This window comes from Desulfobacter hydrogenophilus (assembly GCF_004319545.1).
Taxonomy (GTDB): domain Bacteria; phylum Desulfobacterota; class Desulfobacteria; order Desulfobacterales; family Desulfobacteraceae; genus Desulfobacter; species Desulfobacter hydrogenophilus.
On record NZ_CP036313.1, the window covers coordinates 3,757,670 to 3,780,299 of the forward strand.

Here is a 22,630-nt window from a genome sequence, read left to right on the forward strand (position 1 = left end):
CTTAAATGGTTAAAGACATTGGTTAAAGACAAATTGATATTTAGCTTGTTCAAGTCGTGGAATCAGTCGGTATTCGATTTTCCCTTTATAAAGCCCGCCAAATGTTAACGTTTATTATTAAAACTTTAGAAAAATCAAGTCAAATAAAATCTTATGTTTATAAATGGGGGCTTCAATGATAATATTGCTCTTTTTCAATGATGTGCGTTGGCACTTTATCGCCGTTTGACAGGCGCAAACAGGAGGAATCAATGCTGAATATAGAATCCATAACCAAAGGATTCGCAGATCAGGTACTGCTTGACAATACCGGCATGCAGATCAATTCCGGTGAACGGGTGGGCCTGGTGGGAAGAAACGGCCATGGTAAAACCACGCTTTTAAATATAATAGCAGGCACAGATCACCCCGATGACGGGCGTGTTATTATACCCAGCGAATATCGGATCGGTGTGCTTTCCCAGCATATAAAATTCAGCAGACCCACTGTTCTTGAAGAGGCTATGCTTGGCCTGCCGGATCATGAACGTGATCATTTCTGGAAAGCTGAAAAAATATTGTCGGGTCTGGGGTTTTCAGAACAGAACATGCAAAAGGATCCCATGCAGTTTTCCGGTGGTTACCAGGTGCGTTTAAACCTTGCCAAGGTATTGGTATCCGAACCTGATCTGTTAATTCTTGACGAGCCCACCAACTATCTGGACATTACATCTATTCGATGGATTACAGGATTTCTTGTTTCCTGGCCAAGGGAGATGCTCCTGGTTACCCATGACCGTGGATTTATGGATAATGTGGTCACCCATATTGTTGGGATTCACCGTCGCAAGATGAAAAAGATACAGGGAGATACCGCTAAATATTATATCCAGGTGGCCCAGGACGAAGAGATATATGAAAAAACCCGGGTAAATGAGGAAAAGCGTAAAAAAGAGATTGAACTGTTCATCTCCCGGTTTCGGGCCAAGGCAAGGCTGGCAAACATGGTACAGTCCAGAATTAAAACCCTGGCCAAGCTCGACTCGAAAGACAAACTGGCAGAACTTAAAAATTTGGATTTTTCTTTTAACTATCTGCCTTTTATCGGAAAACAGGTGCTGACTATCGAAGATTTGAGTTTCGGTTACGAAAAAGAAAATCCTTTGATAAAAGACTTTTCCTTGACCGTATACCCCGGTGACCGTGTGGCCGTAATCGGTAAAAACGGCAAAGGAAAAACCACACTTCTTAAGTTGATCAGTCAGAATATGGATCCGGATGCAGGATGGGTAAAACCCAATCCAGGTGTAGAAATCGGCTATTTTGAGCAGACCAATATCCAGACCTTAAATCCGCAATTCACTGTGGAAGAAGAGATCTTGCATGCCTATCCTGAGACAGACCGGCAGACCGCCAGAAACATTTGCGGTGCTATGATGTTTGAACAGGATGCAGCTCTAAAAAAGGTGAGTGTGCTGTCCGGTGGAGAAAAAGCCCGGGTCATGCTTGGTAAACTGCTGATTCGACCTTTGAACCTTCTGCTTTTGGATGAGCCGTCAAACCATCTTGACATTGAGGCCAGTGATGCCTTTGTCGAGGCTTTAAATGCGTTTGAAGGTGCTGTTGTGCTTGTTACCCATAATGAGATGTTTCTGCATGCCTTGGCAAATCGCCTGGTGATATTTACTTCAAGCGGCATTGACATATTTGAGGGTACCTATCAGGAATTTCTTGAAAAACAGGGATGGGAGGATGAAGAACTGATCCCTGTAAAGCGCAAAAAAAGCGCGCAGCTTCCCAAAAAAGAACTGCGCAAGAAAAAATCCGAGATTGTGGCCCAAAGGTCAAAGCAGTTGACGCCGATAAATAAAAAGATAAACAAACTTGAAAATGAGATAGAGGCAAAGGAAACCAAGATGGCCCGGGTGAACAAAGAATTGCTTGATGCATCCCAGGACCAGGATGGATTAAAAATTGCCAATTTATCCAAAGAACATGCTAAACTGGAATCTGAGATTGAAACCCTGTTTGACACCTTTGCGGAAATATCTGAGAGGGCAGACAAGATAAAAAAGAAATTTGACCGGGAATTATCCGGCCTTGAAGGTGGGGATTAAGATGGACAAACAAAAACTTAAATTTTATTATGGTATTATTCTGATCGTCGTGGGTATCGCGGTTTTTATAAGGGTGCCCCAGGTGATACCCCAAATTGAGACCATTGAATTTTTTAAAAATAAGATCGGAATTGTAAAGTTCTGTTCCTATTTTTTAGGTTGTCTTTTGTTACTGGCCGGCGGTATTCGGGTGGTCAGAAATTATAAAAAATCGTAATAGTTTTCACTATGGCAGCAAATGACGGTTGGAATCTTGAAAAGCCCCATCAATAATGACGTCCTACCTCGAACTTGAAACTGATAAAGTATGTGTTTTCCTTAAAGTTCACTCCAATATGTTCATTTTTAGCCTATCGACCTAAAATTTCAGGGAAAAATAGTTTGAAACCCCTTCCATATCCATGATAAAGTATGCGTAATTCGTTCACAATTACACATACTTTATCACGGAGGGGGAATGGATGAATATGACGTTCGGAAAAAGTTTAGGCAAGACAAAATTATGGCAATTGAAAAGCTGGCGCAATTACTCCAATGCTCTGCGATAACAGTGAGAAGAAGATTAAAAAAGTGGAAAACATTCACAAGCATAAATCAAAACGGTCGCTACTACACATTGCCCGAAATTCCTGAATTTGACGATAATGGATTATGGAAATATCAATTTGCTCTATTTTCCAAGCACGGCAATTTAAAACAAACAATTATTGAATTGGTAAAAAGATCTGAAGCTGGGCTCAGTGCCGCTGATATTTCGAGCATTATTGAGATCCCTTCAAGTAGTTCCTATTTTTCACAAATCAAGCAATCCGACGAAATCAAACGAGAAAAACATCAGGGCCGGTTTGTTTATTTTTCAGCGGCACCCAACAAATATCAACTACAAAAAAGGGGTGCAGAACGACACAAGACCGATGGTTGGCCCACTGATACCCAGGCAGTTAAAATTTTAGTACACATAATAAAAAACCCAGGTATTGAAGTTGACCGGCTTGCCATTGAATCTGCTCTTCCGGGTGAGCGCTTTGACCCAGTTGTTGTTAAACAATTTTTGCAATTCCATGACCTTTTAAAAAAAACTTCGGATACAGAGCCATAAAATGTCTCACAGGGTATATCGACAAAATCACTGAAGGGATTTGTCCGCAGAATCTATTTCCGGAGGAGCCAACTATTTCCTTTTATCCGCAGGAGGTAGGCCAACGGGATTTGAAAGTGCTCAAAACCAGGAAGAAAAACGTTGTGACTTTGGATATCGGGGCATTTTGTGCAAAGGAAACAGTTTTGGTCAATCCAATTGATAACACGGTCCATCAAAGTCAACAGCTTCGTTCTTTGACCCCATATCGGTGCACGTATGGGTATGATGTGTTGGTTTTTGTCGGATATGGACTTTTTGTTCACTGTCTATCAGAACAGCAAATCATTGCACTGCTGTCAGATAGAAATATAACCATTTCTCAACGAGAGATTGGTTTCCTTGGTAAGAAATTTATTGCTTATCTGGCCATAGCCCATCAGCAGGCACAGCAACGATTAAATCAACTGATGTCACACAAAGGCGGCTATATTCTGCATATAGATGGCACTTGCGAAGGCGGCAGTCCTCATCTTTTTACCGGTATGGACGGCATTGCTCAAATAGTATTGGATAATATCAAATTGCCCTCGGAAAAAGCAGAATCCATCATCCCCTTTTTAGAAAGAATAAAAAAGCAATACGGCAACCCGGTTGCTCTGGTCCATGATATGGGTAAAGGCATTTTATCGGCAGTAGAGGTTGTGTTCAAAGGTATTCCGGATTTCATCTGCCATTTCCATTTTTTAAGAGATATTGGAAAAGATTTATATGAAGCAGAATACGCTAAGATTAGAATCCGTTTAACAAAGCATAAAATCAGAACAGTGCTTCGGGCAAAAGCAAAGGCGCTGGACTCTCTCATGGGAAACGATACTCAACTTGGGACAGGGCTATTAGAGTGTATTGCTGAAAATCAGCCGAACACAATACCCGCAGAAAAACTGGCGATTGTGTCGTCATATGTCATGATCCATTGGGCTCTTGACACAACTGGCCAACTTGAGGGTTATGGTTTCCCATTTGATTGCCCGCACTTTATTTTTTACCAGCGGCTAAAAGTCCTGTATAAAATGGTGGACACCTCTGGCTACAATCAATTCGATAAACATTTCTTCAATCTTTGGAAGCCTCTCAATAAAATCATCAATGACCAACAGTTGAGAAGCGCCGCTAAGCAAATTGAAAAAAAGATGGAAACCTTCAAACAACTCCGAACCGCCTTATCCATAACCGTTTCTGAAAATAAGAAAGGACTTAATGATGACGGCGATAATAATACCAATATAAAACGTATTGCTCAGAAAGTGAAAAGATTCAGGGCGCAAATAATGGCAGACCCGAAATTATCTCAAACAGACTCATATAAAAAAATGATCAAACAGATCGACACTTACTGGGAGAAACTTTTTGCCGATCCAATTACAATCGAAACATCCAATGGTCAGCAGGTTCACATCCAACCTCAACGCACAAACAATATTTTGGAACGATTTTTCCGGGAACTTAAACGTAGAAACCGGAAAAGAAGTGGAACAATATCATTAAATAAAAGGCTCAAAACCATGCTCACAGACACGCCGTTAATCAAGAATCTTGATAAAGCAGAATATATGGAAGCCATCCTTGATGGGAATGCTACTTTGGAGGAACGATTCGAAAAAATTGACTACAACATGGTTCTTGAAAAATTAAACGACGAACAAAAAACGTATGGAAAAATTAGCCCTGAAATGAAAAAAATAATTCAGCGGCCTGATTTGCCGAAAAAATTGGCATCCTTATTCGCTACTTAAGAGCAAGATCAATACCAACCGTCATTTGCTATCATAGAGTTTTCAGGATATTTTATGGCAGGAAGTACTGCTTCAAAATCCGGGTCCAGCCTTAAATCTACCATTAAAGATCAGTCTGGTGCCGGTAAAGTTAAAATCGGTGAAATCCTTTCCAAAGAAGGACAGATTACATCCATTATGCTCAACGAGGCCCTCTCGGTCCAGAAAAAGACCAATGAGCGGCTTTCGGGTATTCTGCTCCAGAAAGGCTATATTGATCCAGACACCATCATCAATGTGCTGGGACGAATATACAACTACAAAGTCGTCGCTTTCTCTGAAATAAAACCGGATCCCCAGGCTCTGAAGCTTCTGCCCTATGATGAAGCCAAAATCAATCTGGTTTTTCCCTTGAAACTGGCCGGGGATGATTTACAGGTCTGCATGGCAGAACCCACGGATACGGATGTGGTTGCAGCTCTTGGAAAGAAAACAGGGAAAAATATCCAGGCCTTTGTTTCCACTGAAAATGATATCATCCAGGCGTATCGAGATTTTTATAAAATTTCCGATGACGCGTATAAAAGTTTTCTTCATTTTGATGATGAGGTAGAAGATGATGAACCGGTAACTTCTGTTGAAGATTTTGGTTCCCTGGTTTCCGAGGCGGCCGAGGAGCTTGAGGTGGCCAGCGCCGATACAAACGTCGGCCCGGATGAGTTCATGGCCTCGGATGCCCCCATCATCAAACTGGTAAACGGCATTTTGACCAAAGCAATCAACGACGGCGTGTCAGATATACATATTGAACCCTTTGAAAAATCCTTTCAGGTGCGCTATCGCCTGGACGGCGGCATGTACAAGGCCATGAACCTGCCGCTGTCAATTAAAAATGCCGTGCTTTCAAGGGTAAAAATTTTGGCTTCCCTGGATATCGCCGAGCGCAGGATTCCCCAGGACGGTCGAATCAAACTTCGGCTGGGCAAGAAAAAATCCGTGGATTTCCGTGTGTCGACCTTGCCCACCCTGTTTGGCGAGAGCATTGTCATGCGTATTTTGGACCAAAGCGCATTGAGCGTTGATTTGACCCGCCTAGGGTTTGAATCCGGCACCTTTGAAATGCTCAAACGCTGTATTTCAAGACCCTATGGCCTGCTTCTGGTTACAGGTCCCACAGGTTCGGGTAAAACTACGACACTGTATTCCGTTCTCAACCGTCTGAACAAGGATGATATCAAGATCCTGACCGCTGAAGATCCCGTGGAATTCAATTTTAAGGGTATTAACCAGGTGCCGGTAAGAGAAGAGGTCGGCATGACCTTTGCTGCAGCCCTGAAAGCCTTTCTTCGACAAGATCCGGATATTATCATGGTGGGCGAGATCCGTGATATTGAAACCGCTGAAATTGCCATCAAAGCAGCCATGACAGGACATCTTGTTTTTGCCACCCTGCATACCAACGACTGCCCGTCCACCATTGGGCGGCTTGTGGATATCGGCATTCCACCCTATATGCTTGCCTCATCCGTTACCATGGTTTTATCCCAGCGTCTTGGGCGCAGGCTGTGTCCGGATTGTAAGCAGGTGGTTACCGGGCATAATCCGGAAGACCTGGAATTGCACGGTTTTCATAAGAATGACATTCCTGATTTGACCATATACGGTCCTAAAGGATGCTCCCACTGCAATGGTACCGGATACAAGGGCCGGGTTGGGCTGTATGAACTCATGGAAGTGACCGATGAGGTTGGCAAAGCCATATCTGCCGAAGTAGCGGAAGACCAGCTGCGCAAGGTGGCTATTTCCGAAGGCATGATCACGCTTCGGGATGCAGGCCTTATTAAGGTAAAATCCGGAGAAACATCCCTGGAAGAAGTGTTAAGAAAAACCGTTCTCTCAAAAGAAGCCTTGCCGGCCTATCTGGTGAATCCCGACATTGAACAATATGAGGACAAGGATGTGATCATCCGAGAAGGAAACACGGATATTGACTTTTTCAAGCTTGTTCAAGGCGCTGTCTATGTGGTCAAGGGCGGTAAAATGATAGCGGAAATTACCCAGCCCGGAGAGTATTTCGGCGAAATGGCTGCCATAACCGGTACCCCAAGGTCTGCGTCTATTATTTCAAAGGGACGTTCCAAGATCAAACGGTTCCCCGGAGACAAGCTGATTGAAATTATAGAAAAATATCCTGATGTGGCCAAGCATCTTTTCACCGTCCTGGCCGACCGCCTGAACGAAACAGACCGCAAACTCGTTTCCCTTTACAACCAGATCAAAAAACGAAAAATCAACAGCAACGGTTCTTAGGCCTGTAGTCAGAATCAAAAGAACAAGGAGATCTCTATGGATATGAATGTATTTATTCAGGGTATTCCCAAGGCAGAGCTGCATCTTCATATCGAGGGGACGTTGGCGCCTGAGACATTGTTTCGCATCGCCGAAAGAAACGGTATACGCATTAAGTTCGATTCGGTAGACGCACTGCGCCAGGCTTATCGTTTCGATAATTTGCAGTCATTCCTGGATATTTATTACGAAGGAGCTGGTGTACTTCAGAATGAAACCGATTTTTATGAACTGACGTGGGAATATCTCCTGAAAGCCAAAGATCAAAACATTCGGCACGTTGAAATTTTTTTTGATCCCCAGACCCATACCGAACGAGGCATTGTGTTTGAAACAGTAGTAAACGGCATTTATCACGCGTTATCCGACGGTGCCCGCAATCTCAACATTTCATTTTGCCTGATCATGTGTTTTTTACGTCATCTCCCAGAATCCGAGGCCATGGAAACCCTTTCGCAGGCGTTGGATTTCAGGGACAAAATTACGGGGGTAGGGCTTGATTCTTCCGAGTCCGGGCATCCACCATCTAAATTCATACGTGTTTTTGAAAAGGCACGAAAAGAAGGCTTTCTGACCGTGGCCCATGCCGGAGAAGAGGGCCCTGCTGAATATATATGGGAGGCAATCAAAGATCTTAAAGTCCAGCGAATTGATCATGGCGTGCGTGCGCTTGAAGACAAGTCTCTCATCAATGAACTCAAGCGCCGACAGATCCCTTTAACCATTTGCCCGCTTTCCAATATTAAGCTGTGTGTATTTAAAAACATGCAGGAACACAGTTTTAAAAAGCTGTTTGACCAGGGGCTTTGCGTGACGGTTAACTCGGATGATCCTGCATATTTCGGGGGATACGTTGTTGAAAACTATCTGGCGCTTCAAAACGCTTTTCAGCTGACTCGAAAGGATATCACGCAGCTGGCGATTAATTCTTTTAATGCTGCTTTTATCAGCCAGGATAAAAAAGCTATATTTATTGATCAGATAAAAAAATTCACGGCTGAATAACGGCCATGGGCCGATAGGGTCTGTCAACACCGGGTTTCCTAAGATCAACATAAAGAACTTTCCCTGTCCATCCGTACATGGTTAGATTCCTTTTTTTGTTGATAGTACCGGTCTTTTTCGCTGTAAATACAGCCACAATACTGCTGGCGGTACATGCCCAAGGACTTTGAGGCCTCTATTCCCTGTTTCCAGCCTTCACGAAAATCATGATAAATGAATTTAAGGCCATATTGTTTTGCTAAGTCCTGGCCGATTTCCGTGATCAGGGCATGGTTCTGGAATTTTGAATATAGCAGGGTGGTGGAAAAGCCGTCAAATTTTCCCTTTTTGGCAACCAGGGCGCTGGCTTTAAGACGTGCGTGGTAGCAGTACCTGCACCTGTTTTTTTCCCTGAACGTTACGGCACGTAAAAATGCTTCAAGCTCATAACCCTTTTGCCAGATCATTTTTAAATTCACCTGATCCGCATAATCACGCAATGTTTCCTCGCGCTTCATACATTCGGTGAAAGGATGAATATTATGCCGGTAAAAATACCCCATAACCTCCATGCCCATGTTTCTTAAAACCTCAAGGGGATAGATGGTACACGGGGCACAGCAGCTATGTAGAAGAACTCTCACTATCTTGCTCCGAAGATGGCTGTACCCACGCGCACTAACGTCGCGCCTTCTTCAACGGCCACGGTAAAATCATTGCTCATGCCCATGGATAAATGGGTCATGGTCGTATGGGGAAGATTGAGCGTTTCAACATCGTTACTGATTTGTTTAAGTTTTTTAAAATAAATTCTTGCATCTTCAGGGTCATCGAAAAAAGGAGGCATGCACATAAGTCCTGAAACGTGCAGGTTGTCAAATTGGCAGACCTGTTTTGCAACACCCACAATTTCGTTTTTTTTTGCACCGGATTTGGTCGCTTCCTGTGCTATATTTACCTGGAGTAGAATTTTTTGGGTTTTTCCGATTTTTTTGGCCTGGCGGTTGATTTCCTTGGCCAGCTTAACCGTATCCACGGTATGAATCAGGTCAAAATATTTTACCGCGAATTTGGCTTTGTTGGATTGAAGATGCCCTATAAAATGCCAGATCGCTGATTTTCTGCCAAGGAGATCAATCTTTTCCATTGCTTCCTGGATATAATTTTCCCCAAAATCCCTGTGACCTGCATCCATGGCCTCCTGGACCATTTCAGGCGGTTTTCTTTTGCTCACTGCAATAAGGGTCACTTTGGATGCATCCCGTCCGCTTCTTTGCGCGGCAGCACATATGTCATCATTAATTTTTTTTATATTGGATTGAATCTGCATTACTATTTTTCTTCCTTAAAACTGATTGCCCCCAAATACATCAGGGCATCAATGAGTTCACACACGGGCAGGCCGACAACGTTGGTATAAGATCCGGATATCTCTTTAACCAAAAAGGCCCCAATGCCCTGTATTCCATAGCCTCCTGCCTTGTCATAGGGTTCTTTTGTGTCTGCGTACCAGTTGATCTCATCATTGGACAGTGCTTTAAACCGCACCCGGGTGTTTACAAACCGGGTAACGACATCATCGGCATCCGGTCTGGTGATGGTGAAGGCGGTAAATACATTGTGTTCTCTGTTGCTGAGCCGGCTTAACATGGCAACTGCCTGCCGGTGGCCGGTAGGTTTACCTAAAATTGTATCATCAACCGCCACAATTGTGTCGGCCCCAATAGTCCAGGCATCAGGATAGTTCACGGCCACGGCTTGGGCCTTGGTTTTTGACAATAAACCAACATAGTTTTCGGGTGCCATACCTGGATCTACTTTAGATTCGTCAATATCAGCCACATGAATTTTGAAATCTATACCAGCCTGGATCATAAGCTCTTTTCGGCGGGGTGAACCCGAGGCAAGAATAATGTTCTCTTTGTTGATCGTTTTCATGGTTTTTATGTATCATAATTAGTGTCCATCCAAAAGTAGCCTTTTTGCCCAATTTCTTGGTTGGATGAAATTTTTTATTTCCTGACAGACATTAATGTATGAATTGCGAACCGCAATTTGCCGTATTTAAAAGAAACACGCCCGATCCAGGATCGTCCATAAGCGCCTAAGATTTGCTGTCTTGAAATATAACATATTTATTTCTATCCTTTTTGGCCTCGTACATAGCTTTGTCGGCGCATTGCAAAAGCGTTTCAGCATCGGTGCTGTCCGAAGGATAAAAGCTGATACCAATACTTGTTGTTACAAAATCAATAGTTTGTGATTTCAGATAAAAGGGCGGGACCATGACATCTAAAATCCGTTGGGCGATTATATCGGGTGTTGGATCCTGGGGACTGGTTAAAATGATGGCGAACTCGTCACCACCAAGACGGTAAACCAGATCCGTATCTCTAAGGACTTTTTTGACCCGTTGGGCAAACTCTTTCAGTAAATGATCTCCGGCATGATGACCAAACGTGTCGTTTACCTTTTTAAACTTATCAAGATCCAAATACATCACGACTCTCTGCTGTTTGTAACGGTCTGCATACAACAACTCCTTTTCAAGGTCTTCATGAAATGCCTTTCTGTTCAAAAGCCCGGTTAATGAATCGTGGTAAGCCATATACAAAAGTCTTTTGGAAGATTTCTTTTGTTCGGTGACGTTTTTTGATATTCCGCGAAATCCGATAGTTTTTCCCTTATTATCCTTAATCAGAGAAACCGATGACTCCAGATATGTTTTTTGACCATTTTCAAGTTCGAATTCCGTCTCCATGGAGCTTACTGGGATGCCTGTTTTATACAAATGTTGAAATGTATTAAATGCTTTTTCAGCAGCGGATTCATCCAGCAGTTGACGATAATTCACCTTGCCTAACGCCTCTTTATCATAGTTAAAAATTTTGGACAGGGCGTCATTGTGAAACGTTATAGTGCCTGCAAGATCCACCTCAAAATAGGCGTCTTCAATTGACTCAAGGATTGCACGATCCCGTTCCGTGCTGACCCTGACAGATTCTAATATCAGGTTTATTTGTGTGGAGAGATCAGATAATTCATCTTTTCCAGTTGTTTTTGTTTTTGCAGACAGGTTACCGGTACTTGTAATCTCTTTAACGTCACTGTTTAATCGAATCATCCGTGACAACACCGTGATTTCAAGGAAAATGAAAGTGGTAATAATGAAGACCAGACCGGTTATAAGCAATGAATAGATAAGATAACGCATATTGCTTTTACCCTGGAAGTAAATTCTGCGTTCCTTGTCTATCCCCAGCATGAGTATGGGGGTGCCGGTTAAATCCGTCAGCAATGAATAAGCCCCAATGGTATTTTTATCCAAGAGTATAATGGCAACCTTATTCTCCAAAGTTAAAGACTGCTTTGCCTTTTTAAATCGTTCGGAAAGTGAAGGACCGTCCAGCCTTTCAAATGCAACCGACAGATTTAGCAGAGAAGCCAGTCTTTTAATCTCCGGGGCATTTAAATATCTTCCGGCAATCAGTGTGCCCATTACAGGGCCTTTACGTTGACTGGTAAGGATTGGTGCAGACGCAAGGAAACTGGGGTTCTCCGGCAGTATTGCCAGGCCTGCCAGGGCTTCTTTTTTACTTTTATTTCGCAAAAGAAAGGATCCGTCAAAAGAAAGATATTTTTTAATGGATTCAGGGCACGTTTCGCCCCGGCCGGTTTCCGGGTTAAAATACTTACAATATACAATTTCCCCGGCAGTGTTAATGAATAATAGAAAATTAACATGTAAATTGGCCAGCGTTGAATCCATGAGATTATCGTCAATATATTTTTGATTCTTATGTTGAACAAAAAAGTAGGTATCATTGCAGGCAGCCCACTCACCGACAATGCTTTGCAGGTGAACCAGTTCATTATCAATGATCTTTATTGCCTGATCCATGCTTAAAAGGATATTTTCCTTTTCAAGTTTTGCATATCCCCCAAGCAGGATCTCGCTGGTGATTGAATATATAATCAAAACCATCAAGATGAATGTCGTGCTAATCGTTATTAATGTTTTTTTCCGCAGTCCCATCGGATAACCCTCTATGGTTGGCGAACGATGCTTTTGTTGATGACACGGTTTTTATGTATTTAAAATACAATTAGCGTCGCAAATCTATGCGCCTAATATCATGATAAAATGCCGCTTTCAGATTCAATGCTTAAATTATATCTCATATTACACTGTAAAACAAACGCATTCCCATTGCATGCCTGTCCTGAACAATTTTGGAGTGTGGACAATGGCAGCAAAGTTTTCGGATGAGATGCTTTAATTTTGTGGTTGGAAGTCAAAATCCTTTGACTCGTGTTGCATTTCGGCGTCTTAATTTTTAATATGAAAAATAAATTCATAATAAAAATTAAAAATTTAACCATTTTTTTTGCTGGATGAATAGATAACTATGCAGAAGTTTTTAATCAATAAAGAGGCGTTAAGCGCAGATAAGGTCGTCATCCATGGTCAGGATGCAAAACATATACGCAAGGTACTCAGGCTTAAACCAAAAGATACCATTTCCATGACCGACGGCCATGGTACTGATTTTACGGGTTGTATTAATAAAGTCTCTCCTGAATGTGTGGAAATTTCAATTCTAAGTGAGAAAAAAAGCCTCACGGAATCAAATCTCGATCTAACCCTGTGTACGGCCATGCTCAAACATAAGAAGATGGATGAGATCATCAAGCAGATTACCCAGCTCGGGGTAACCCGTTGGATTCCTTTTTATTGTAAAAGATCCATTCCATTGTCAGGTCAAAATAGGGAAGAGAAACAGATTGAGCGATGGCAGACCATTGCCAGGGAGTCTTTGAAGCAGTGCCGGCGATCCTGTCTTGTCGAAATTATGCCGCCCATGGATTTTCAACAGGTTCTGGCCTTCTCAAAAGACTGTTCACACAGATTTGCCTTCTGGGAAGCATCGGATCGTCCCCTTGCCGGACCGTTCCCTGGAGAGAATAACAAAGCGGTTGTCTTGATCGGGCCGGAGGGCGGATTTGAAGAAGAAGAAATTAGGCGTGCCGCTGAATCCGGATTTATGAGCTACTCTCTTGGGCCCAGGATTTTAAGGGCAGAAACGGCAGCGGTCTGTGCTTGTGGTTTAATCCAGTATCTGCTTGGTGACATGGGGTGTGAGAGTTAAAAAAATATTTTTTAACTTTTTTCTTGACTTGAACGGTTAAAGAACATATAAAAACTCTCGTTGTTTGACGTGCCCAGGTAGCTCAGTCGGTAGAGCAGGGGACTGAAAATCCCCGTGTCAGCAGTTCAATTCTGTTCCTGGGCACCACGATTATAAAAGCTTTCAGCGGTTTTCGTTGAAGGCTTTTTTGATTTTGAAGTATCTTGTACTCCCCTTCTATAGAACTTTTTTATTCCTATTGGTTCAATCCATAATATGGCGTAGGCTGGTTTATGTGCCTTTTATCGGGCTTAGGACCGCAGATTAAATAACTTGAACGAAATAGCTTGCCTATTGGCCCATCTATTTCGTTGCATTAAAGGTCAAATAGGCCTGCTATTCAACCTTTAATGCGCCTTGTAAATGAACCAAACTTCGGCGTTATTTCTGCCCAACTTATTTAATCTGCGGTCCTTAACGAGTTGTCATAATTCCATAAAAAGACGGTCACGGCAATACCACCCAAAAGGATTAAAAGGCTACCGACGATAAAGACGCAGGATACGCCCATCCAGTCGAGGATGAGTCCGGAAAGGATGGGAGAGACGATAAACCCCAACCCCCAGGCGGCGTCGTTGAGACTCATAATGGATGCCATCCCCATGGTCTGTCCCAGCCGGGCGGTGATGACCAGTCCGCCGGGCAGAGAGATGCCGTTGGCCATTCCCATCAGAATATTGAGTATCAGAATCGGGATAAATCCGTGAACAAAGGGCATGCTCAGGACCGTTATGCCGGAGGCAAAGGTGCCTGCGATGATCAGGTGCTTGGGATTGGTCCGGTCGGCAAGTCTGCCGCTTATTCGCTGGAGAAATGCAATCAAAAAGATATTCATGGTCAAAATGATACCGACCTGTGAACTGGATAGATTGATCTTCATGGCCAAAATGGGCAGAAAGGTGTAAACGGATCCTTGGCCGGAAGCGGCGAAAAAACGCATAATAAGGATTCCGGCGGCTGTCCTGTGGACCATTATTTTTCTAATAGGGTATGGTTTGAGCCGTTTTATATGGCTGAGATGGGCTTTATCCGAAGGGATGAAAATTGCCACCATCAGAGAGGTGATAAAGGCCAGACCACCCATGATGTAAAAAGCGACGTTAAACCCGAGGGTATCCCGGATAATTCCGCCCATGGCCGGGCCGAAACCCAGACCAATCATAATGGCCATGTTCAATGTTCCCATGTAGAGCCCCAATTTTTGGGGCGGTGCAATGTCCGCAGTCAGCGCCATGGCCACCGGCACCACCAGAAGTGAGGCCGTGCCGTGAAGCAGTCTGATCAGGATCAGGGTTTCCGCATTTTTCGGCAGCACATAAAAAACAGAGAGAACCGCATAGATCAGCAGGCCGGATGCAATGAACCGTTTCCTGCCCCATTTATCCGACATCGGTCCGCTGAAAGGGCTTAAAAGGGTTCTGGAAATATTAAAGCTGGCAACGATGAGTCCGACCAAAAATCCACCGGCCCCAAGTTCCACCGCGTAAACCGGAATCAAGGGCCAGATGATGCCAAGCCCCATCATTGCCACCCCCACGGCAGCAGACAGGATAAAAAGAATAGCAGATTTGTTCATTTAAGGTCATCCATCACCAACCAGTCCGGCATATGTGCTTTATTTGCCGGAAGACGGACTTGAGTTGTTTTTTAAGACAAACTCTAAATATTTGCTATTTTTTGGAGACTTTTTCACTTTGTAAATCATTTGCCCTGGACATCTCCTATTTTTACTATCACCGATCTGTTCTAATTGTACTTTTGCGTTTAACCCATGTAAATACATCAACTTTTTTGCTTGCTTCGCAATTATAAGATGTCTTTCTTCAATGGATTGAATTTCTTGGGTTGGTATTTTATTAAATGAAAAAGCTAAAATTCGTTCAACCCATCTTTCGTCTGATTCCTGGAATAATTTATCCATTTTTTTATGTAACTGTTTTGTTAAATCTTCAATAATAAGATTAATTTCACTTTCAGCGGCAATAAAAGCTGATAAAAAATCATTTCTATCCATATGTTCACCTCCTTTGAAAATTAAGCAAGATTTAGTCTAAAAAACTTTAAAAATAGGTGAGGATGACAAAATATAATTTCTAAACGATGAGGTACTGATTAAAATCAATTATCACGCAGGGTCAATTGCAGGTAGTGTTTATTATTGTAAAAAACGTGGCAGGTATTGTCAATGTTGTTTCTGGGCTTGAAAATTTATATCAACTATTCTGTGAAATGAGTTCTCTTTTTAAAATTTGGGTAGAGACCTAACGAAACAGCTTGCCTTTTGGCCCATCTACTTCGTTGCATCAAAGGCCAAATGGGCCTGCGGTTCAACCTTTAATGCGTCTTGTAGATGAACCAAAATTCAGCGTTATTTTTGCTCAACTCATTTAATCTGTGGTCCTAAGGGTAAAGGCGTGCCAGAAATTCGACAACACAAGCCGGCTTTTCACCACCTTCAATATCAATGGTAATAAGATAACAGATTTGTATACCGCCCTTTACCTCTTCTACTTGATGAATTGTCGTTCTTGCCCGAATTTTGGCCCCAGCTTTAACAGCAGAAGGAAAACGAAGCCTGTTAAGACCATAGTTTACCCGATACTTCATGCCGGGATAATTTTTCTGAAAAAAATCAGGATGATTGCTTTCAGTTAGATAAGGCAATAAAGACAATGTCAAATACCCGTGAGCAATTGTTGATTCATAAGGAGACTCTTTTTTGGCTCGCTGAACATCCGTATGAATCCATTGCACATCACCGGTAACGTCAGCAAAATCATTAATTCGTTTCTGGTCAATTTCAAGCCAGGGGCCCACATGAATCTGTTGACCAATCTGGGGTTTAATAAAATTTAAAAACTCCTGACATTTTTTCTGATCGCTCATAGTTTTGCTCTCTTTAGGAATGAGTTCGAAATAACTTAACCTTGGGAGCGCGGGCGAAACGCCCGCGCTCCCGGATATAGCAAAATGGGCAAGTTATTTAAGCTCCGTTCCTTAGCTTAAGATTTTTTGAAAGTACCTGTAAATTATCTGCCATTTTATTTGAATCGCGGGGCCAGGCTTTTAAGCCCAAAAACTCCGATAAAAAGTTAAATTGTCCTGAACCAAGTCCTTCCGAAAGAGTTGTGCAGTAAGTCCAGCGTTTTGTGGTGTGCCGGGCACGGCACTAAAAGTGAGTTAAATGTATAGAATTTCGACACATTTGACAAGTCTTAGACCCAGCCTCATGGAGGTGAAGGGTGTTGTGGTATGGCAACGAGTACTGGTGAAGGTACTTCGGAGGAAAGCCGTCCTATTGAGGCACAAGCACCACAGAAGTACGGGATGACGTACAGGAATCGGGTATGAGGCGCGTATACCGGGACGAGCCTGCCACACAAGGCAAAGTCTTTTATTAATTATAACCATCAGACACCTGAAAAATGAGAGCGGGTACTTAATATTTATCTTTAATTTTAACCCCACAAGATATCTATGAGTTGTCGCTATTATCTCTCAACTATCTATAACCATTGGTGTTTATATTGTTTGAGATTTGGATCACTCAAATTCTTTTTGAATTTTTGCCGGTAAATAGTCCCAATCCATTAAACGGCCTATTTGATGTCAATATTATCCAAGATAATGCTGGTTAATGGAACGGCTTAAAATAGCGGAATTTCAGATTTCAGATTTTATATATAGCTGTATTCCAATAGGTTGCTCAACTTTAACACTTGATAAAATTCAAAGAACCAGCTAAACATGTTCCCCTTTGAAAATAATGATGGGAGCAATGAGTATGAACAAACTTGAACTAATTCAGGTCATCAAAGATAGAACGGGGCTGACCAAACAGGAATCCACAGACATAGTGAAGCTGTTTTTTGATAGCCTGACTGAAACAATGATTAAAGGGGAACGGACTGAAATTCGAGGCTTTTGTTCTTTTTTCATCAAAGAATACGCGGGTTACACGGGCAGAAATCCAAAAACTGGAAAAAAAGTTATGGTTTCGGTAAAAAGGCTTCCTTTTTTCAAGCCAGGGAAAGAATTGAAGGAACGGGTTAATCACCCAAATTAAGAACGGTTTTCCCATGGACTTCAATTAAGGCACAGTGAATGGCACATCAGCATTTAAGTGTTTTTCCGGGGGCAACAGAAGGAACGCTGCATTCTGGAGCAGGGGAAACACTAATACCTCCTGACGGGTGGGCTTTTTTACCCGCAGGCGACGCCGTTGTCACAAAGCGAGTAAAATTAAAGAGCCCCGTATGGGTCGTCCAAGTAAAATACCGCAGACGGATGATTTCAAAAGGTATATGGGCTCCTGCTGAAAATATTCTGGCCGCAAAACAGGAGGTAGCTGCTAAAAGAGCAACACCCGCCTATGCTAAGGATCGAAAATGTGAGCTGGCACGACGGCAGGCCAAACAAGAGGTCTATACCCAGGAATTTAATGATCAGATCATCAAATTTTTAAATTTTCATTCCAGGTATGAAAAAGAGGCACAACACCTTGGAAAAATCATAACTTCCCACGCAACCCCTGTGGGTAGTGGAACTGTCGCTAGGACCCAGCGCATTCCTATTGATAAAAGAGCACAGGCTGCTGTAATTGCATGGATGAGACATAAGACCACTGTATATGATTCAATGAAAGTAGCACGGGTAAAGGGAACGCGAAGAGAGATCAGAAAGGCGTTGGCCAAAAAATCAATTGAAGTGCTGAACGTATACCGCCAGGGTCGGGACCTGGGTGACAATTGCCCCTTGAAACAGGCCTTGGAAAAAATTCATGACTTTTGACCCCATTTCAATGGGGATTGTGGAATCACATGGATTGGAAAGATTAGTCTCTGCCGTATTTTTGACAGAATTGAAGCGGCGTTTAAGAAGGGAATGTTTGAGTTTCTTAGTTGATGATCCCAGGCTTTTTCGTGAAAATTTATCTCGACTTGACATGCAAAAACTAAATTTCTATCATCCTTTGATATTGGATTTGCATTAAATCAGGAAGAGACATATGAAAAAGTATCCTTTTTTGGAAGAACTCGGCATTGAAGTCCTCTATGCAAAAGACGGTGAATCAGAATTGGCAATTGATTTAACAAAAAAACACACGACCTCCTGGGGCTCCATGCACGGTGGTGTGACAATGACGTTATTGGATGTCTGTATGTCACGCGCTGCACGTTCAGCCGATCCGGAAGAGAGCGGCGCTGCGACTATCGAGATGAAAGTCAGTTTTTTTCAACCGGGTGGCCAGATAGGTCAACGTGTGACCGCGAAAGGTCGTCTTTTACATAATTCAGGTCGGATGTTCTTCTGTGAAGGGGAGATCTGGAATGGCGAAAAACTGGTTGCCAAGGCTTTGGGCACTTTCAAACTTTTCCATAGTGCAACGTTGTCTAAAAGCTGAAACTCAATCATCGAGTGAAAGAGTATCCCCCTAAGGTATACCTTGTCTATTACTTAAAAATTAATAATGAAGAGGAGTCCTGATGAGCAGCCAAATACCTACACGTGACGCAGCCTTGGCGCTTCTAAAAAACTACAACACGAGCCAGAGCCTTATCAAGCATGCATTTGCCGTCGAAGGCGTGATGCGTTACATGGCCGGAAAATATGGTGAGGATAAAAATACATGGGGTATTGTGGGCTTGATCCACGACCTTGATTATGAGCAATTTCCTGAACAGCACTGCAAAAAGACCGAGGAGATTTTAAAGGAAAACGATTGGCCAAAGGATTTGATCCGTGCCGTGGTCAGCCATGGATGGGGGATTTGCACGGATGTCAAGCCCGAAAGCACCATGGAAAAAGTGCTCTTTGCCGTTGACGAGCTTACCGGATTGGTGGCAACTTCGGCGCTGGTGAGGCCTTCAAAGAGCGTCATGGACTTGAAAGCCAAATCGGTCAAGAAAAAGTGGAAGGACAAACGATTTGCGGCGGGCGTTGATCGCTCAATTATCCAGAAAGGCGCCGATATGTTGGGGGTGGAATTGGGCGAACTGATTACGGATACGATCTTGGGAATGCGCGAGGTCGCAGTTGAGATCGGTTTGAAAGGAGAGGCTTAATATGGAGTGCAAACAAGATAAGAACCTTGAACAGTGCAACTGTAGCTATGATCCTTGCCCAAAAAAAGGTATCTGCTGCGAATGTATTCGATATCATGTCAGGATGCGTCAACTTCCGGCCTGTGTATTTCCGAACGACGCCGAGCGAACCTATGATCGCAGTTATGAGCATTTCGCCCGCCTGGTCGGTGAAGGGAAGGTATAGGACCAGGAAAGAGAAGGCAGGGGCAGTCAGGAGAGTGACATTGCCTAGGACAAACTGCGGAAAACCGCAGTTTGATATGACCCGGCAGCATTACTCAAGTCCCAGGTTATCATAGAAGTGCCGGCGTTTCATCCGGTACAGTGCCTTGTCTTCTCTGACCAGGTAGTGGTATTTGTTGTTTTCGTCATCAAAACATTCAAAAAGGCCGGTATACTCCTCTATATCGGTAACATCACAGATCCTGGAAACATCATCGTTAAACCGCCGGCATACTGAAAACCAGTCTTCAATTTCCGCGTCTTTTTTGATGCTGATTGCCTTTGAGGCCTCATTATATTCCGCCTGGATGGCTTTCATGTCGATACCTCCGGATTTTTAAATTACAGGGTGAAAAAGGTTTTGTTTATAAAATTGATTTTAGCAGAACAGATCTTTTTATGAAAACATAAAATGTGCAAGCCTATCAGAACTGACTGCATTTGTTGAAATTTTATCAGAAAGCTGATGAGATTGAAAAAATCTAAATTGTTTAATTTAAAAGATTTTAAAATAGCGCCGCAACATTTAGGCGCCATTTATTGTCAGTTCATCTTTTTTCTGATATTGAAAATAGAAAGCGTATTATAGCGGCATGCATGAAAATAACCACAGAATTTTTATAAAAATAAAAGAATATAACTTATGAAGTACTCACAGGCAAAACAAGGAAGAATATACATTATTCGTCTTGAAGACGGCGATATCATACACGAAGAAATTGAAAAATTTGCCAATGAAAAAGCAATAAAAGCTGCGGCATTAACCATTCTCGGGGGCGCGGATAAAAACAGTAAGCTAATTGTCGGCCCGGAACATGGACGGACAGAATCAATTACGCCAATGGAACATATTCTTAATAATGTTCATGAAATAGTGGGGACCGGCACAATCTTTCCTAATGAGAAAGGGGAGACCAAATTACACATGCACATAGCTTGTGGAAGAGAAAATTCAACTGTAACCGGATGTATCCGTAACGGTGTTCGGACATGGCATATATTAGAGATTATTTTATTTGAATTAATTGATACTGGTGCTGTTCGTGTGTTGGATCCAACTACGGGATTTGAATTGCTCAACCCATAAATATCTTTAATATAACAGCCATGGGCTGACCTGGTCTATTAACACCCAGACTCAACCCACAACAAAACATGAAAGCACTGTATAGGTTGCACAGACTTTCTTATAAAAACCCACAACGGAAAGCACTCGCTTATTTTTTCAAAAGAGGAGATTGATATTCTATCCAATTTCCTTTGTTCTTTCGACGGTCGTTACTTTCTCTGCAATCTGGATTAAACCGTTTTTCAATTCCTGTATAATTCAACGGGTTGAGTCGGCGACGATCTATTCCGGAACGTCTTTCTTCTTGGCCTCGACGCTCTTTCTCTTTTTTCACCATGATTATCCTCCTTTGCCATTACGGATTTTTGTGACTCGATGATCCCGTTTTTGTTAATTTGCCCAGCTTCGGCGTTGGAAAAAATTTTTAAACCTCAAAATATGTTGTATATTCATCAGGTTAAAAAATATTTCCGCCTTGAATTTGAACAAATTACCTAAAAACTTGATGATCGAGTGTGAAGATATAAAAATTATAATGGTTGGGATGGAGCCTGTCAAACAAACAGCTGTATTCCTTTCCGGGTCTAATGGTCATTTAACCTTAATCAGCTCGTACGCCCGGGTCCCCAGGCCGATTTTTTCGGCATGGGCCATGCAGCTTTGCCATTCAGACTCGGGCCGGTTATTGGTAAAATGGTCGTGGTAGCCATGAAAGTCAGGCTTAGCCAAATTTTCGGCCAGCTGACTGCCGGGCAGGGGGTCGGCTGCCAGGCAGGCGTCCACGCAGGCCTGGTCCAGGGCCAGGGGGTCACGGGAGGCGAACATGCCCAGGTTGGGCAGGATGGGTACATCGTTTTCTCCGTGGCAATCACAGTTTGGGGAGACATCCACCACCAGGGAAATATGGAAACAGGGACGTCCGTCCACCACGGCTTTGGTATATTCCGCCATACGGCGGTTCAGCATCTCCACTGCGGCGTTGAAATCAAATGAAATGGCGTCAAAGTTGCAGGCCCCAAGACAGCGGCCGCAGCCCACGCAATTTTCCAGGTTTACCTGCATTTTTTTAGTCTCTTCATCAAAATCCAGTGCCTGGTTTGCACACTCTTTTTGACAGGCCATGCAACCCCGGCACAGGGTTTCGTCAATTTGAGCCTTGCCGCTGCTGTGCTGCTCGGTTTTGCCCGCCCGGGAACCGCATCCCATGCCGATGTTCTTGATGACGCCGCCAAAACCGGTCAGTTCATGCCCTTTAAAATGGGTGAGACTGATGAAGACATCTGCATCCATGACGGCCCGTCCGATTTTGGCCTCCTTGACATAGTCGCATCCGGTCAGGGGTACATTGATGTCATCGGTCCCTTTAAGGCCGTCACCGATGAGGATGGGACAGCCCACGGTCAAGGGCGTGAATCCGTTTTCCCAGGCGCATTCCAGGTGCTCCAGGGCGTTTTTTCGGCTTCCAGGGTACATGGTATTGCAGTCTGTTAAAAAAGGTTTGCCCCCGAACTCCTTGACCACGTCGGCCACGGCTCTGGCATAGTTTGGCCGAAGGTAACTGATGTTCCCCATTTCTCCAAAATGAAGCTTGATGGCGGCAAACTTGCCGTCCATATCGAGATCCCCGATCCCCGCCTTTTTGATGAGCTTTTTTAGTTTTGTCGGCAGTCCGTCGCCAAACGCCTTGGTTCGAAAATCGGTAAAATAAACCTTTGCTTTTTCCATGTTTTCTGTTTTCCAGTTTAATTTATTTTTAAAATACATCAGCATAGGAGCTCTGCT

23 protein-coding genes and 1 tRNA gene are annotated in these 22,630 nt (G+C 43.2%); 14 read left to right on the forward strand and 10 right to left on the reverse strand.

The window, feature by feature from the left end; all coding sequences use genetic code 11:
• The first annotated feature begins 251 nt into the window (after nt 1-251).
• The 6 genes from EYB58_RS16760 (at nt 252) to EYB58_RS16785 (ending at nt 8,303) form a co-directional block, all read left to right on the forward strand.
• On the forward strand, nt 252-2,096 hold the full coding sequence (locus EYB58_RS16760; protein ID WP_111955866.1) for an ABC-F family ATP-binding cassette domain-containing protein: 1,845 nt from the start codon (nt 252-254) through the stop codon (nt 2,094-2,096).
• Nucleotide 2,097: 1 nt separating this feature from the next.
• On the forward strand, nt 2,098-2,313 hold the full coding sequence (locus tag EYB58_RS16765) for a hypothetical protein (protein ID WP_111955864.1): 216 nt from the start codon (nt 2,098-2,100) through the stop codon (nt 2,311-2,313).
• 240 nt (nt 2,314-2,553) lie between these two features.
• A complete protein-coding gene (locus tag EYB58_RS16770) occupies nt 2,554-3,195 on the forward strand; it encodes a hypothetical protein (RefSeq protein WP_111960815.1) in 642 nt (213 codons plus the stop codon).
• 110 nt (nt 3,196-3,305) lie between these two features.
• On the forward strand, nt 3,306-4,970 hold the full coding sequence (locus EYB58_RS16775; RefSeq protein WP_111960817.1) for a transposase: 1,665 nt from the start codon (nt 3,306-3,308) through the stop codon (nt 4,968-4,970).
• A 54-nt stretch (nt 4,971-5,024) separates the two neighbouring features.
• Nucleotides 5,025-7,259: a type IV-A pilus assembly ATPase PilB gene (gene pilB / locus EYB58_RS16780; RefSeq protein WP_111960108.1), complete on the forward strand. Its 2,235-nt coding sequence runs from the start codon at nt 5,025-5,027 to the stop codon at nt 7,257-7,259.
• Nucleotides 7,260-7,295: 36 nt separating this feature from the next.
• Nucleotides 7,296-8,303, forward strand: coding sequence for an adenosine deaminase (locus EYB58_RS16785; protein WP_111960106.1), 1,008 nt, complete (start codon nt 7,296-7,298; stop codon nt 8,301-8,303).
• 44 nt (nt 8,304-8,347) lie between these two features.
• Here the strand turns inward: EYB58_RS16785 and EYB58_RS16790 are convergent, their stop codons facing one another.
• The 4 genes from EYB58_RS16790 to EYB58_RS16805 form a co-directional block, all read right to left on the reverse strand.
• Complete coding sequence (locus EYB58_RS16790; protein ID WP_111960104.1) at nt 8,348-8,926, reverse strand: epoxyqueuosine reductase QueH; 579 nt, start codon at nt 8,924-8,926, stop codon at nt 8,348-8,350.
• Complete coding sequence (locus EYB58_RS16795) at nt 8,926-9,612, reverse strand: YggS family pyridoxal phosphate-dependent enzyme (protein ID WP_111960102.1); 687 nt, start codon at nt 9,610-9,612, stop codon at nt 8,926-8,928. The genes EYB58_RS16790 and EYB58_RS16795 overlap by 1 nt, the downstream gene beginning before the upstream one ends.
• Before the next feature lie 2 nt (nt 9,613-9,614).
• On the reverse strand, nt 9,615-10,220 hold the full coding sequence (locus tag EYB58_RS16800) for a Maf family protein (RefSeq protein ID WP_111960100.1): 606 nt from the start codon (nt 10,218-10,220) through the stop codon (nt 9,615-9,617).
• 166 nt (nt 10,221-10,386) lie between these two features.
• Nucleotides 10,387-12,261, reverse strand: coding sequence for a diguanylate cyclase domain-containing protein (locus EYB58_RS16805; RefSeq protein ID WP_165477775.1), 1,875 nt, complete (start codon nt 12,259-12,261; stop codon nt 10,387-10,389).
• 430 nt (nt 12,262-12,691) lie between these two features.
• Here EYB58_RS16805 and EYB58_RS16810 point away from each other — a divergent pair, with 430 nt between their 5' ends.
• Nucleotides 12,692-13,432: an RsmE family RNA methyltransferase gene (locus tag EYB58_RS16810; protein ID WP_111960096.1), complete on the forward strand. Its 741-nt coding sequence runs from the start codon at nt 12,692-12,694 to the stop codon at nt 13,430-13,432.
• A gap of 71 nt (nt 13,433-13,503) precedes the next feature.
• Nucleotides 13,504-13,579 (forward strand) — tRNA-Phe (locus EYB58_RS16815).
• 292 nt (nt 13,580-13,871) lie between these two features.
• Here the strand turns inward: EYB58_RS16815 and EYB58_RS16820 are convergent.
• The 3 genes from EYB58_RS16820 to EYB58_RS16830 all read right to left on the reverse strand — a co-directional run bounded on the left by EYB58_RS16820 (nt 13,872) and on the right by EYB58_RS16830 (nt 16,357).
• On the reverse strand, nt 13,872-15,047 hold the full coding sequence (locus tag EYB58_RS16820; RefSeq protein WP_111960094.1) for an MFS transporter: 1,176 nt from the start codon (nt 15,045-15,047) through the stop codon (nt 13,872-13,874).
• Between the two features lie 39 nt (nt 15,048-15,086).
• On the reverse strand, nt 15,087-15,485 hold the full coding sequence (locus tag EYB58_RS16825) for a hypothetical protein (protein ID WP_111960092.1): 399 nt from the start codon (nt 15,483-15,485) through the stop codon (nt 15,087-15,089).
• A gap of 386 nt (nt 15,486-15,871) precedes the next feature.
• Nucleotides 15,872-16,357: a MaoC family dehydratase gene (locus tag EYB58_RS16830; protein ID WP_111960090.1), complete on the reverse strand. Its 486-nt coding sequence runs from the start codon at nt 16,355-16,357 to the stop codon at nt 15,872-15,874.
• An 898-nt stretch (nt 16,358-17,255) separates the two neighbouring features.
• Here EYB58_RS16830 and EYB58_RS16835 point away from each other — a divergent pair.
• The 5 genes from EYB58_RS16835 to EYB58_RS16855 all read left to right on the forward strand — a co-directional run bounded on the left by EYB58_RS16835 (nt 17,256) and on the right by EYB58_RS16855 (nt 19,741).
• Nucleotides 17,256-17,537 carry an HU family DNA-binding protein gene (locus tag EYB58_RS16835; protein ID WP_111960088.1) on the forward strand — a complete coding sequence of 94 codons (282 nt, stop codon included), beginning with the start codon at nt 17,256-17,258 and terminating at the stop codon, nt 17,535-17,537.
• Nucleotides 17,538-17,758: 221 nt separating this feature from the next.
• Nucleotides 17,759-18,262, forward strand: a complete 504-nt coding sequence (locus EYB58_RS16840; RefSeq protein ID WP_242637407.1) for a DUF2293 domain-containing protein — start codon at nt 17,759-17,761, stop codon at nt 18,260-18,262.
• 217 nt (nt 18,263-18,479) lie between these two features.
• Nucleotides 18,480-18,875: a PaaI family thioesterase gene (locus EYB58_RS16845; RefSeq protein ID WP_111960084.1), complete on the forward strand. Its 396-nt coding sequence runs from the start codon at nt 18,480-18,482 to the stop codon at nt 18,873-18,875.
• An 82-nt stretch (nt 18,876-18,957) separates the two neighbouring features.
• Nucleotides 18,958-19,536 (forward strand): HD domain-containing protein, encoded by a 579-nt coding sequence (locus EYB58_RS16850; protein WP_111960082.1) that lies wholly within the window; start codon nt 18,958-18,960, stop codon nt 19,534-19,536.
• A gap of 1 nt (nt 19,537) precedes the next feature.
• The gene (locus EYB58_RS16855; protein ID WP_111960080.1) at nt 19,538-19,741 is read left to right on the forward strand and encodes a DUF6485 family protein; all 204 of its coding nucleotides are present in this window, start codon (nt 19,538-19,540) and stop codon (nt 19,739-19,741) included.
• A gap of 90 nt (nt 19,742-19,831) precedes the next feature.
• Here the strand turns inward: EYB58_RS16855 and EYB58_RS16860 are convergent, their stop codons facing one another.
• Complete coding sequence (locus EYB58_RS16860; RefSeq protein ID WP_111960078.1) at nt 19,832-20,098, reverse strand: hypothetical protein; 267 nt, start codon at nt 20,096-20,098, stop codon at nt 19,832-19,834.
• Between the two features lie 324 nt (nt 20,099-20,422).
• Here EYB58_RS16860 and EYB58_RS16865 point away from each other — a divergent pair, with 324 nt between their 5' ends.
• A complete protein-coding gene (locus EYB58_RS16865) occupies nt 20,423-20,866 on the forward strand; it encodes a PPC domain-containing DNA-binding protein (RefSeq protein ID WP_111960074.1) in 444 nt (147 codons plus the stop codon).
• Nucleotides 20,867-20,996: 130 nt separating this feature from the next.
• On the opposite strand, the gene EYB58_RS16870 is transcribed toward EYB58_RS16865, so the two are convergent.
• Both EYB58_RS16870 and EYB58_RS16875 read right to left on the reverse strand, forming a co-directional pair.
• On the reverse strand, nt 20,997-21,185 hold the full coding sequence (locus EYB58_RS16870; RefSeq protein ID WP_111960072.1) for a hypothetical protein: 189 nt from the start codon (nt 21,183-21,185) through the stop codon (nt 20,997-20,999).
• A gap of 254 nt (nt 21,186-21,439) precedes the next feature.
• Nucleotides 21,440-22,573: a DUF362 domain-containing protein gene (locus EYB58_RS16875; RefSeq protein WP_111960110.1), complete on the reverse strand. Its 1,134-nt coding sequence runs from the start codon at nt 22,571-22,573 to the stop codon at nt 21,440-21,442.
• Nucleotides 22,574-22,630: the final 57 nt, after the last annotated feature.